The organism is Crossiella cryophila (assembly GCF_014204915.1).
GTDB lineage: Bacteria > Actinomycetota > Actinomycetes > Mycobacteriales > Pseudonocardiaceae > Crossiella > Crossiella cryophila.
In genome coordinates, this window is the sequence record NZ_JACHMH010000001.1 from 5815735 (window position 1) to 5828086 (window position 12352).

A 12352-nucleotide genomic window follows, 5' to 3' on the forward strand; every position below is an offset into this window, starting at 1 on the left:
TTCCTCCTCTCAGGACTTCCGGTACTTCGCGGCGACCTTGTCGGCCAGGCCTTGCGCCGACTTCAGGGCCTCGTCCACGCTCTGCCGTCCGGCGATGGCCGAGCTGATCTCCTGGGAGACCTGGGTGCCGAGGTTGGTGAACTCGGGGATGCCGACGAACTGGATGCCGTAGGCGGGCCGGGGTTGCACGCCCGGGTTGCGCGGGTCGGCGGTGGCGATGGCGGTGCGGGTGGCATCGGCGTAGGAACCGCCCAGCTTCAGGTATTCCGGGCGCTGGTAGGTCGAGGCGCGCTTGCCGTCGGGGACCTTGGACCAGCCGAGCTGCTGCCCGGCCACGGTCTCGTAGTCCTTGCCACTGGCCCAGGACAGGAACTTCCAGGCCGCCTGCTGCTTGGCCGATGCCTGCTGCACGGCGAAGGCCCAGGTGTAGAGCCAGCCGGAACTCTTGGTCTTGACCACCGGCGCCTGGGCGAAGCCGAGCTTGCCGCGCACCGGGGAGTCCGCGGCCTCCAGGAGTCCGGCGGCGGAGGTGGCGTCGTACCACATGGCGGTCTTGCCCTGGGTCATGTTGTTGAGGCATTCGGCGAAACCGGCTTGCGGCGCACCGGCTTCACCGTGATCGCGGACCAGGTCGACGTAGAACTTGGTGGCCTCGGTGAACTCGGGGGAGTCCAGTTTCGCCTGCCAGTCCTGGGTGAACCAGGTGCCGCCGAAGGTGTTGACCACCGTGGTCAGCGGGGCCATCAGCTGTCCCCAGCCGGGCTGGCCGCGTAGGCAGATGCCCTTCAGCCCTGGCTCCGCACCGTCCACTTTGGACGCGATGTCGGCGACCTGTTGCCAGGTGGGCTTGTCCGGCATGGTGAGGTTCTTGGCCGCGAGGATGTCCTTGCGGTACATCAGGAAGGAGGACTCGCCGTAGAAGGGCTGGGCGTAGACCTTGCCGTCGGCGGCGGTCAGCGACTGCCGGATCGGCTCCAGGATGTCCTGCTGGTCGAAGCCGGGATCGGCGGCGATGAAGCCGTCCAGGGGGGCCAGCCACTTGTTCCTGGCGTAGATCGGCACCTCGTAGTTGGACAGGGTGGCGATGTCGTACTGCCCGGCCTGGCTGGTGAAGTCCTGGCTGATCTTGTCCCGGACGTCGTTCTCCGGCAGCACGGTGAAGTTCACCTTCACCCCGGTGCGGCTGGTGAAGTGCTGGGCGGTGAGCCGCTGGATGTCGAGCATCTGCGGGTTGTTCACCATCAGCACGTTGATCGAGTTCGGGTCGTCCGGATCGCCGATGCCGCCCGCGCCCGCGCATCCCGCGGTCAGCAGTAGCGAGCACGCCGCGATCGCCCCGAGCCCGCGTCGGGTAGGAGACCTCATCGTCCATCCTTCCCAGCCAACGCCGTGTTGGCCGTTCTTGTACGTCGTGTTGGCCGTTGTGGGTGGGACCGGGGGCGGGAGCCGTCCGGCAATGGCGAACTCCCCGTACGACAACGGCCAACGTGGCGTACGAGAACGGCCAACACTCGGGTTGGGGGTTAGACGCGGAGGACCTTGGGGCCCAGGAGGGCGTAGCGGTGGGCCTCGGTGGGGGAGAGCGTGGTGTCGGTGATGATCGCCTCGAAGTCGCCGACGGCGGCGAACTTGCTGAAGCTGGCCACCCCGAACTTGGTGTGCACGCCGACGAAGACCTTCCGCCGGGAGGACCGCATCGCCTGTGCCTTGACCGCGCTGACCACCGGGTCCGGGGTGGTGAGCCCGTGTTCGCGGGAGATGCCGTTGGCGCCGATGTAGGCCAGATCGATGACCAGCTCGCTCAGCATCCGGATCGCCCAGTGGTCCACGGTGGCCTTGGTGCGGCCGCGGACCCGCCCGCCCAGCAGCAGCACGGTGACGCTGGGCTGCTCGGACATGGCCGCCGCGGTGGGCAGCGAGGCGGTGACCACGGTCAGCGGCCGGTTGGCAGGCAGGTGTTCGGCGATGAGGTGCGGGGTGAAGCCCTCGTCGATGAACACCGTCTCGGCCTCGTCCAGCCGGTCGGCCGCGGCCCTGGCGATGCGCTGCTTCTCCGGGACCATGGACGCGGCCCGGAAGGCCAGCCCGGTCTCGAACCCGGCGCTCTCCACCGGCAGCGCGCCGCCGTGCGTGCGGCGCAGCAGCCCGTGTTCGCCGAGGGTCTTGAGGTCGCGGCGCACCGTTTCCGGCGCCACCCCGAACTCACTGGCCATGGCCATCACGTCGACCTTGCCGTCGGCTCGGGCCCTGGCCAGGATGCGTCGCTTGCGGTCCTCCGCCTGCATCCAGACCTCCTTGTCCGTTCGGGCGTCGAACCCGGGCTCGACTGTGCCCGTTCGGGCTTGGTGCATAGGTGTAACACCACTGAAACGGTGTGGCCAGCGCCACAGGCTGGCCGGGCGATGCCCGTTTACTGCCCATCTTGCCGTCGCCGTACCTGGGGTTTCCCCAGGTAATCGATCCACCTGGACCGGCCCGCTGCCTGTTTCGCGTGATCCGGTTGCCCGGGTGGCGGCCCGGACCTTCTCAATGAGCACCCGAGAGGGTGACTTTCCGCGCCCGGTCCTGGCGCACGGTGAGCACCACGCCGAGCACCAGGGGCAGCGCCAGCGCGGCGACCAGGACCATCCCGCCGTCCTGTCCGCCGCCGAGGAAGCCCTGCGCCATCGGCCCGAGTGCGGCGGAGGCCGCCGCGGCCGCGGACAGCACGCCCGCGGCGGTGGTTGGGGAGTCGGTCGCGGCCGCGCCCAGCGCGGTGACCAGCGGGTACAGCGGGGCGATGCCGAGTCCGGCCAGGGCGGTGGCCGCGGTGAGGCTGGGGATGTGCGGCCCCCACAGCACGATGCCGCCGGTGCCCAGGGTGGCCACCGCGGCCGAGCCGACCAGCAGCGGGCCGGTGCCCAGCAGGTCGACCAGGCGCACCGAGATCAGCCTGCCCACCGCGACGCTGATCCAGAACGCCGAGGTCACCGCGGTCGCCGCGGCCGGTCCGGCGGCCGCGACCAGCACCGCGTTCTGGTAGGACCAGTCGGCCAGTCCGGCGTTCATCATGTTCACCGCGGAGACCGCGACCATCGGTGCGGCGAGCACCGCGAGCCCGATCGGCAGCCGCGGTTTGGCTGCCCGGTTGAGTTCCGAAACGGGCGTGGCCTGGTGCCGGAACAAGCGGCTGCCCAGCACGGCCATGGTGCCGGCGGCCAGCGCGTAGGCCGCGCCCCAGTGCCCGGTGAGCCGGCACAGGTAGACCAGCAGCGGGCCGGCGATGGAGCCCAGGGAGTACCAGAAGTGCAGCTGGGCGACGTGCCGCGGGGCCTGATCGCCCATCCGGGCCACCACCTCGGCGTTGCACACCACGTGCAGTCCGCCCTGGCCGAGACCCCAGAGGACGGCGGCGAGCACCGCCACCGGGAGCCCGACTGGCAGGAGCAGCAGCAGGAGCCCGGCGGAGTAGCAGAGGAACCCGGCCAGTCCGAGCAGCGCGGTGGACAGTTTCGCGCCCAGCCAGGCGCAGCCCACCGAGGCGACGAACTGGCCGAGCTGGCGGCCGGAGCGGATCGACCCGGCCAGCGGCAGCGTGATGGCCAGGGCCTGCGCCAGGTCGCCCAGGGTCGGGCCGAGCAGGGCGCTGCCGAAGCCGAGCACGCCGAAGACGCCGCAGCTGAGCCAGAACCACTGACGAGCCTGCCAGGGACCGGCCGCCACCTGGGCGTTCACCGGGACGGGTGAGAGCATCCGGTCTTTGTGGCAGAGACCGACCCGTTCGGTCGAGTTGTTGCATCGGTGGAATGGAACTAGCGGGAGAAAGAATCTGTTTTCAATCGCAACCAGTTACCATCGGACGATGATCGTCGCAGGTCAGGGCATTGTCCGATGGTCGGATGGATGATCACCGGCAGGAGTTGTCGATCTGGAATCCTGAATTCCACCCGATAGGGACCGGTTTCAAATTAGACTCTCCCCCAGACGGGTGTGTGCAAGCCAACGGGGTGTCGGTTCGACGTTCGCGGTCCCTCGATGGGAGGCTGTTGCGCGTTCCGAGTTGACGGGCAGTGATGAGGATGGACTCGAGCCGGTGAACGTGAAGAAGCTGATCGTGGTGTTGGCGGTCGTTCTGGTGATCTACTTGATCGTCAGCGACCCGACGGGTGCCGCCGGTGGCGTGCACGGCATCCTGGGCATGCTCCGCAGTGCCGCCGAGTCGGTGATCACCTTCGTGCAGCGGTTGTTCGTCTAACCGAACAGCAGCAACGCGAGGCCGAGGGCGGCGACGATGTTGACCACCGTCGCCGCGCCGAAGACACCCACCGGCCGCCAGCCAGCCGCGCGCAACGCGCCTGCCCGGAACTCCAGGCCGATGCTGACGAAGGCCAGGATCAGGAACCAGGTGCGCAGGTCGTTGGCCACCCCGATGGCGGCCTTGCTCTCCGCGGCGGGCACGAGTCCGATGTAGACGGTCGTGATGACCGAGGCGGCCAGGAACCCGAGCACGAACTTCGGGAACCGTTGCCACAGCTGGCGGCCTGCCGAGCGCGCGCTGGGTCCGTCGCGTTCCACCTTGAGCGCGAAGTAGGCGGTCAGGCCGACCGCGACCACGCCGAGCAGCGCGTTCTGGGTGACCTTGACGATGGTGGCGATCTCCAGTGCCTGCTGCCCGGCCAGTGAACCGGCGGCGGTGACCGCGGCGGTGGTGTCGATGTTGCCGCCGATCCAGGCCCCGGCCACCTCCGGCGGCAGGCCCAGCGCCGTGGCCGCCCAGGGCAGCACGAAGATCGAGGGCAGTGCGAAGACGATCACCAGGCTGGCGCTGTAGGCCAGCTGTTCCTTCTTGGCCTGCACCGCGCCTGCGGCCGCGATGGCCGCGCTGACCCCGCAGATGGCCACCGCCGAGGACAGCAGCGCGCGCAGCTTGTCCTCCAGGCCGAGCCGTCCGCCCAGCCACCAGCTGAAGCCGAAGACGATGGTGATCAGCAGGATGGACTGGATGATCGCCGGTCCGGCGGCCTGCACGATCACGGCCAGGTTGATCGAGGCGCCCAGCAGCACCAGACCGGTCTTGATGAAGAACTCGGTGCGGAACCCCCCGGACAGCTTGTCCCGCAGGCCGGTGGCGGTGAGCACCGCGTTGCCCAGCAGGCCGAGCAGGATCGCGTAGACCGGGAACTCGATCGAGGCGCCGATCCCGGCCAGCGCGGTGCCCTTGGTCAGCGCGGGCACGGCACCGGAAAGGTAGCGGGTCAGCGCGGACAGGGCGAGCACCACGAGCACGCCGAGCGCGGCGTAGCCCAGGGTCCGGGAGCGGGTGGGGGCGGTCGTGGTCATCACGGCACCAGCCCAGCGGGGATGACGCCGGTCAGGGCGAGAGCGAGCAGCGCGAGTCCGATGAGGACGGACAGCCAGTCCTCGCTGATCGCGCGGGTGGGCCGCGGTTCGGTCATGGCCGGGGACGGTAATCACGGCCGTCCGCCATCGGGAGGGACGCCGGTTTCGTCCCAGACACCGGGACGATCGGTGGGCGCTGCGGCCGTTCGGGGTAAGCCTTCTTGACGAGTCCGGGGGCGTTGTGACTGGCACTTCCGGACAGATTCGACTTCAGGGAAGTTGCTGCGCACTGCCGGTTTCCGCGCGATGCACACGTGTGCGCGGGCAGTTCCGCCAATGCCGTGTCCTACCAACGGAGGAAACGCTTTCCGTTGCTCCTGCCGGAGCAGCGGTCCGACCACCGGGTTCGAGAATGTCGCAGCGCGCCACAGTGCCCGGCTCGACCGGAACCGGACGCGCTCCTACCGTGTCCTCGCATGCGGATCAGCGGGAAGCACATCGTGGTGACCGGGGCGGCGAGCCCGCTCGGCGCCGCGCTGGTGCACCGGTTCGCGCGGGAGGGCGCGCGGGCGGTGGTGGCCGCGGACTTCGACCTGGCCGGGGCGCGCGCGGTGGCCGCGGCCGCCGGTCCGGTGGTGACCGCGCACCGCTTCGACGCCGGGCACGAGTCCGAGGTGCTGGCGCTGATCAACGGCGCGGTCCGCCGCAACGGCGACATCGACGTCTACTGCGCCAACCCGGGCCTGGCAGGCCCACCCGGTGGCGCGGAGGTGGGAGACGACATCTGGGACACCCTGTGGCGGGCGCACGTGCTCTCCCCGGTGTGGGCGGCCCGCGAGCTGGTGCCCCGGATGCGGTTGACGGGTGGTTACCTGGTGCTCGCCGCCTCGGCGGCCGGGTTGCTGACCCAGCCCTCGGCCCTGGTGCACACCGTGGTCCAGCACGCCGCGGTGGCACTGGCCGAGTGGCTCAACCTCAACCACGCCAAGGACAATCTCCACGTGTCCTGCGTCTGCCCCGCCTCCCCGGCCGACCCCGGGCTGATCGCCGAGGCGGTCGTGGCCGGGATGGCCGACGAACGGCTGTTGATCCTGCCGCACCCCGAAGTGCAAGATCACTTGATGCGCCGCGCGAGTGATCATGAGACCTGGCTGAACCACATCCGAGACCTGGTGGGCACCGCGTGATCGAACACCTGACCCTGGCCAACGGCCCGCACCGGCACACCGCGATCGCCGCGGGTCCCGCCGACGGCGAACTGGTCCTGCTGCTGCACGGCTGGCCGGAGTTCGCCGACTGCTGGACCGAACACGTGCGCGCCCTGGCCGCGGCGGGCTACCGGGCGGTCGCGGTGGACCAGCGCGGTTACGCCCCCGGCGCCCGCCCACCCGGGATCACCGACTACACGGTCCCGCTGCTGGTCGCCGACGCGCTGTCGTTCGCCGACACCCTGGGCGCGGCCCGCTTCCACCTGATCGCGCACGACTGGGGCGGCCTGGTCGCCTGGGCACTGGCCTCCGCGCACCCCGAGCGCCTGCGCTCGCTCTCGGTGCTGGCCACCCCGCATCCCGTGGCGCTGCGAGAGCAACAGGAGACCGACCCGGACCAGCACAGCCGCCTGGACTACGTCCGCTTCTTCCAGCTGCCCGACGGTCAGGCCGAGGCCAGCCTGCTGGCCGAGGACGCCGCCCGGCTGCGCGCGGCCTATGAGGGCAAGGTGGACGGGGACCTGGTGGCGCGCAACGTGCGCAGGCTGTCCGAACCGGGTGCGCTGACCGCCACCCTGAACTGGTACCGCGCGGTGGACGAGAAGCTCACCATCCCGGCGGGCCGGATCCGCACGCCCACGCTGTACCTGTGGGGTTCGGCCGACCGCGCGCTGGGCCGGGGCGCGGCGCTGCGCACCGCCGAGTTCGTGGACGCGCCCTACCGCCTGGAGATCCTGCCAGGGGCCAGCCACTGGCTGCCGGAGGAATGCGCCAACCAGACCATTCCGTTGCTCCTCAACCACCTCGCCGCGCACCCGTCCTAGGCCGAACGAGTGAACCCCGGGTTGTCTGGGCAACCCGGGGCCCGTCTCAGGGGTGCTACTCCACGGACCGCCCGGATGCGGGCGGCTGGGGAGGGAGCAACACATGAGGGGTTCTTTGCTGTCCGTCGCGGTGGTGGCCGCGGCGCTGAGCGCGGGTCTGGCCGTCCCGGCGCAGGCCGCGCCGGCGGATCCGTTGCCCAACGGGGGGAGTTACGCCGCGCTCAAGGCGGCCAAGGTGGTGCACACCGACCTCGCCGAGCCACTGCGCACATTCCCGGTCACCGAGGACAAGGTGCGGGTGGGTTCCTGGCTGGACAAGGGTTTCCACTCCTCGAAGGTCTATCTCACCTTCGACCTGACCGGCATGCACGGCGCGGAACTGCTGACCGCGCACCTGTCCGCGATCGAGACCGCTGGCGACTGCGAGCGGACCAGGGTCACCGAGGCTTGGGTGGTCGACGGGCACGGTGAGCCGACCTGGCTGAACCCGCCGAGGGAGCGGGTGAAACTGGCCGGTCCCAGCGCCTTCGGCCCGTGCGCTGGTGACTTCGTGGGCTGGGGCGCCGAGGAGCTGGTGCGCGAGGCGGTCAACTCCCGCAAGCCCAGCATCACCCTGGCACTGCGGATCTCCGGCGCCGCCCAGCTCAACCCGGCCGACAGCCGCTCCTACGAGCGGCTCGCGCTGGTGGTGCGCTACAACCGGGCGCCGAACGCGCCGACCGGGCTGGCGCTGATGACCGGGTCCACCAAGCGGGATTGCGTGCGGGAGCACCAGTTCATCAACGATCCCAGTCCGCGGATGGTCGGCGCGATGTCGGATCCGGACCCCAACGAGCAGCTGCTCGCGAAGTTCACCCTGGCCTCGACCACCGACCCGGCGCACCGGGCGGAGGTGGACGGGGGCTTCCTCAGCACCGACTACGCGCACGGCTACGTGCCGGCGAACTTCCTGCGGGACAACGAGACCTACGAGCTGACCCTGCGCGCGGCGGACCCGTTCAACGCGATCTCGCCGCCGAGCGCGCCCTGCCGGTTCACCACCGACTTCACCCGCCCGGACAAGGCGCCCGGTGTGGTCTCGACGGATTACCCGGCCGGTGACGAGGAACCGGGCCACGGCGGCATCGGCGTGACCGGCAAGTTCACCTTCAGCCCCAACGGTGTCGGCGATATCGCCGCCTACTACTGGGGTGACGGCGACCGGATGCGCAGCACCCCGGCCAACGCCGACGGCACGCTGACGGTGGAGTTCACCCCGACCCGGGCGCACAGCCAGCTGATGCGGGTCTACGCCAAGGATCGCGCGGGCAACCTGTCCCCGGCGACCGAGTACGAGTTCTACGTCAAGCGCTAAGGATGACTGTTGGGGCGCATCGGCCGGTAGGCGTGTTCGCCCGGTGCGCCCCACACGTAATCCTGGTGTTTCACCGGTGTGGAGCCGAAATCGTAGGCGCGGTAGCGGCCCTCGGCGTAGTCCAGCCAGCGCTCGAAGAGCCGGACGTGCTTGCCGTCGGCGACCAGGATGTCCCCGGCGCGCAACTGCGGCAGCTGGATCCGGTGCGCCACATCGGCCAGGTCCGGGCTGTCGCCGGGCCGTGGGGTGGCGTAGCTGAACTTCAGGCCCCAGGTCATGGAGACGAACCCGGAGCAGTCGGTGCGGTAGTACGGCCACCGGCAGCCGCCCAGCGGCCCGCCCCAGTCGATGTCGGCGTAGCCGATCCCGGTTTGATAGCACCGTTCCTGGGAGTACTGGAGGTTCTGCCGGTACCAGGTCTCGGCCCGCGCCAGCACCTGCTCCCCGAACCCGCTCGCCCGCGTCGCGGCCACCCCTGACCCGTCAGCCGCCACCGCCAGCAACAGCCCGACACCCATCGCGACGGCCCCCAGCCGCCCACCCCTGCGCCACCCCATGCCCTCATCTTGACATGGCCGGGCGAGGGCCTTTCACCGGCTCGGGGGTTGGAAGAACCACTGGCCGTAGCGCAGGTCCTGGCCGCGGATCCGCTGGTACGGGTTGGCGAAGGCGGGGGTGACCGTGCTCGCGTCGGGGGTGAGCCAGAGGTGGGTGTTCCACGCTCGCTTGTGCACGATCCCCGGATCACGCAGCAAAGCCAGTGGCGGCACCGGATCGGCCCCGCTGGACTCGCCCTGGAAGCTCTCCCTCGGCGGCACCGGCACGAAGCCGAAGGTGGCGAAGTCGTGGATGCCGCGCTCGTGCACGTGCCAGTCCCGCCGGGTCAGGCAGACCGGTCCGCGGCCGGTGGGGTGGCGCTCCAGGTTGTAGCCGTCCCAATAGCCCCAGCCCACCAGGGTGTAGGGGAAGTCGGGGCTGTGCGGGTGCGTGACGGTGCCGGACTCCGGGTTCGGCGCGTAGAACACCAGATCGGGCATGTTCAACGGCAGCAACGGTTTCTCCCCGACCGGCAGCGGGATCACCACGTGCGATCCGCTCAACGGCGAGTCGGTGCGCGCGATGGCCACCCCCGCGCCGTCGAAGCTGACGAACCCGTGCCCGAGCGCACCCCACCCGCTCGCCGCGAGCAGTCCGAGCTGCGCCCAGTTCCGCACGGTGCGCACCCGTTCGAGCGCGGGCAGTACCCGATCCCGTTCCCGTGCCAGGTCCGCGGCCCGTTCTTCCTCGGTGCAGGAGACCGGTGGTGCGGGGGTCGAGGTGGCGGAGGCGGGTAGGGCGGGCGACAACACGGCGACCAGTCCGGCCACCGCGATCCACGACCAGGTCCTGCGGTGTCTATGCGGCACGGTCCCTCCACCTCCAGGCGAGCCCTCGTCCGCCTCGATGCTTCCGGCCCACGAAGCAGGCGCGGCAGGGGTTGTCGCCCGTCCGCACCGCCGATAACGCCACCGTGCACCGGATTCAGCCGCCGCGGTGACCCGCCGTCACCCCGCCACCCCTCTGCCCAGCCCCGTGCCCCGGTTGGCGAAGTTGCCCAGAGACCTAACCCAGCCGGCGCAGCACGAACTCGTCACTGCGCCCACCCCCGAGCAACACATCCAGGCGCCCGGCCAGCGCGTACGGCCCGCAGTGCGTGTTGACCATGGTCGTCGGCGCCTTGTCCGCCCACGGTGTGGACCCGGTCACGCCCGCCGTCCGCCACCCGTCACCCGAGCGCACCTCCACGATCCGGTTCGCCGCGGTGTTGTCCACCGCCAGCAACCGGTTCCCCGGCCGCACCAGCAACCCGTCCGGCTTCCCGATCGAGGCGTCCAGGGCGACCAGGTGGAACTTCGCCGGCTCCCGCAACGGAATCCGCACCAGCGCACCCCTGGCCGACAACGCGCCGATCAGCCCGTGCGGCGTCCACACGATCCCGTTGAGCCCCCAGCCCGCCCCCACCGCGCCGGCGAGCTGCGGATCGCGGATGAGCACGTTGGCGCGTCCGTCCGGGGTGACCCGGTAGACCGCGCCCGCGAGTGAGTCGGTGACGTAGGCGGTGCCGTCGGGGGCGAGCGCGACGTCGTTGGCGAAGTTCTGGGTGTCGGGGATGAGTTTGCCGAGGTCGAGGTAGTGCAGCGGCTTGCCGGTCCGCAGGTCGTAGACGCCGAGCCCGGCGAGCTGGTTCCTGGTCTCTGGGGTGGTGCGGTCGCCGCGGCCGAGGTCGGCGTTGGTGACCAGGACGCGGCCACGGAGGTTGTCCACGGCCAGGCCCATGGTGGTGATGAGGCGCTGGTCGTCGACGAGGGTGACGGCGCGGTTGTCGGGGCCGACGGTGGAGACGGTGCCGTGGGTGATGGAGCCGATGAGGAACCTGGCCCGCACGGCGTCGTAGGCGACGCCTTCGGGGTGGATGCTGGGGCCGGTGCCCTGGATGAGTGGGGGGCAGGGCGGGGGAGTGGGGGTTGGGGTTGCGGTGGCGGGGGTTGCCAGGGTGGCGGTGAGGGCCAGTCCCAGGACTGCGGCTCGGAACATGGTTGGGCCCTTCGTGGGTGGCAGGTCCCGGATAGGCTGCCAGGCGGGGGTTTGCCGCTGTACCCGTCGCATGGGGGTTGACCAGGGGCACGGCTGGGCGACCTGGTTGCGTGCGGCCGGGTCGTTGTCACTCGACCGCGCCGTGTGGCCGGAACCAGGAGTGGTGTGCGCGGGTTCGTTCCCAGGACTGGCCTGGATGAGTCCCGGGGACTTGACCAGTCTGGTTGCCAGGCTCGCGGCTGGGTGGGATGTCTATTGGGCGGGATGCCTATGCGGTGTTCATACACAGCACGATGGACTGCACAGCGTGATGGGCTGTACAGCGTGATGGGCTGTACAGCGTGATGGGCTGTACAGCGTGATGGGCTGGGCGGCCTTGGCCGTGTGGTCCGGGGATCGGCTGGTCCGGTTGGCGAGCATCCGGTGTCGGACGAGCCGGTGTACCCATTCGCCTTCCACCCCCTCGACCTGGGCAACGAGGCGTCACCCAGGGACCCGACGACAGCGGTCCTGGGATCAGCCCGACTCGTACATCGTGACCAGCACCCCGTACCCCGTCTCCCCGTCACCCGCGTCGCTCAATGAATCCACCAACCCCTGCAACCGCCCCCGGAACTCCGCCGCCTGCTCCGCCGTCAACCGCAGGTGCCGCACCGTCAGCATCGGATCCGGCGACCCCACCACCTCCTCCGCCACCGCGTGCAACAACGCCGTCGTCGGCCCCGCCAACCCGTCCGGCACCTCGAATCGCCGCGCCGCCCGCTGGTAGTACTGCTCGGTCCCGCCCCGGACCTGCCGTGTTTCCCCGATCCGCACCATCCCGGCCTCCCGCAGCACCTTCAGGTGGTGCGCCACGCTGCCCTTGGCCACCGACAGTGACCCGGCCAGCTGGCTGATCGTGGCCGGGGTCTGCCCGAGTGCGAACAGCAGCCGCTGGCGAAGCGGGTGGGCCATGGCTTTGAACTGGGCTGGGGTGGTTACCGCCAGCACCTCGTCCTGGGGGAGGCTGGGCACGGGGGAAAGTGTCTAATGTTCTTGACGCTTTGTCGAGGGGGCTGGTTCACTCCCGGGCC

12 protein-coding genes are annotated in these 12352 nt (G+C 70.4%); 4 read left to right on the forward strand and 8 right to left on the reverse strand.

Translation table 11 applies throughout. The annotated features are described in order from the left end of the window. Positions 1-9: 9 nt before the first annotated feature. The 3 genes from HNR67_RS25425 to HNR67_RS25435 form a co-directional block, all read right to left on the reverse strand. Positions 10-1365 carry an ABC transporter substrate-binding protein gene (locus HNR67_RS25425; protein ID WP_185004732.1) on the reverse strand — a complete coding sequence of 452 codons (1356 nt, stop codon included), beginning with the start codon at positions 1363-1365 and terminating at the stop codon, positions 10-12. A 158-nt stretch (positions 1366-1523) separates the two neighbouring features. Then, complete coding sequence (locus tag HNR67_RS25430) at positions 1524-2285, reverse strand: DeoR/GlpR family DNA-binding transcription regulator (protein ID WP_185004733.1); 762 nt, start codon at positions 2283-2285, stop codon at positions 1524-1526. A gap of 241 nt (positions 2286-2526) precedes the next feature. After that, on the reverse strand, positions 2527-3732 hold the full coding sequence (locus tag HNR67_RS25435) for an MFS transporter (protein ID WP_185004734.1): 1206 nt from the start codon (positions 3730-3732) through the stop codon (positions 2527-2529). A 340-nt stretch (positions 3733-4072) separates the two neighbouring features. Between HNR67_RS25435 and HNR67_RS25440 the strand changes: the two genes are divergently transcribed. Then, entirely contained in the window at positions 4073-4234 is a 162-nt protein-coding gene (locus tag HNR67_RS25440) for a hypothetical protein (RefSeq protein ID WP_185004735.1), read from the forward strand. Here the strand turns inward: HNR67_RS25440 and HNR67_RS25445 are convergent. Continuing rightward, positions 4231-5319, reverse strand: coding sequence for a YeiH family protein (locus HNR67_RS25445; protein WP_185004736.1), 1089 nt, complete (start codon positions 5317-5319; stop codon positions 4231-4233). The genes HNR67_RS25440 and HNR67_RS25445 overlap by 4 nt on opposite strands. A 476-nt stretch (positions 5320-5795) precedes the next feature. Between HNR67_RS25445 and HNR67_RS25450 the strand changes: the two genes are divergently transcribed. The 3 genes from HNR67_RS25450 to HNR67_RS25460 all read left to right on the forward strand — a co-directional run bounded on the left by HNR67_RS25450 (position 5796) and on the right by HNR67_RS25460 (position 8705). After that, complete coding sequence (locus HNR67_RS25450) at positions 5796-6506, forward strand: SDR family NAD(P)-dependent oxidoreductase (RefSeq protein WP_185004737.1); 711 nt, start codon at positions 5796-5798, stop codon at positions 6504-6506. Next, positions 6503-7351, forward strand: coding sequence for an alpha/beta fold hydrolase (locus HNR67_RS25455; RefSeq protein ID WP_185004738.1), 849 nt, complete (start codon positions 6503-6505; stop codon positions 7349-7351). The genes HNR67_RS25450 and HNR67_RS25455 overlap by 4 nt, the downstream gene beginning before the upstream one ends. A gap of 103 nt (positions 7352-7454) precedes the next feature. Beyond that, entirely contained in the window at positions 7455-8705 is a 1251-nt protein-coding gene (locus HNR67_RS25460; RefSeq protein WP_185004739.1) for an Ig-like domain-containing protein, read from the forward strand. Here HNR67_RS25460 and HNR67_RS25465 read toward each other — a convergent pair. The 4 genes from HNR67_RS25465 to HNR67_RS45810 all read right to left on the reverse strand — a co-directional run bounded on the left by HNR67_RS25465 (position 8702) and on the right by HNR67_RS45810 (position 12293). Continuing rightward, positions 8702-9262 carry an NlpC/P60 family protein gene (locus HNR67_RS25465; RefSeq protein ID WP_185004740.1) on the reverse strand — a complete coding sequence of 187 codons (561 nt, stop codon included), beginning with the start codon at positions 9260-9262 and terminating at the stop codon, positions 8702-8704. The two genes, HNR67_RS25460 and HNR67_RS25465, sit on opposite strands and share 4 nt — an antisense overlap. Before the next feature lie 33 nt (positions 9263-9295). Then, positions 9296-10111 (reverse strand): hypothetical protein, encoded by an 816-nt coding sequence (locus HNR67_RS25470; protein WP_185004741.1) that lies wholly within the window; start codon positions 10109-10111, stop codon positions 9296-9298. A gap of 196 nt (positions 10112-10307) precedes the next feature. After that, positions 10308-11279, reverse strand: a complete 972-nt coding sequence (locus HNR67_RS25475; RefSeq protein WP_185004742.1) for a hypothetical protein — start codon at positions 11277-11279, stop codon at positions 10308-10310. A 516-nt stretch (positions 11280-11795) separates the two neighbouring features. Next, positions 11796-12293: an ArsR/SmtB family transcription factor gene (locus HNR67_RS45810; protein ID WP_221490048.1), complete on the reverse strand. Its 498-nt coding sequence runs from the start codon at positions 12291-12293 to the stop codon at positions 11796-11798. Positions 12294-12352 lie beyond the last annotated feature (59 nt).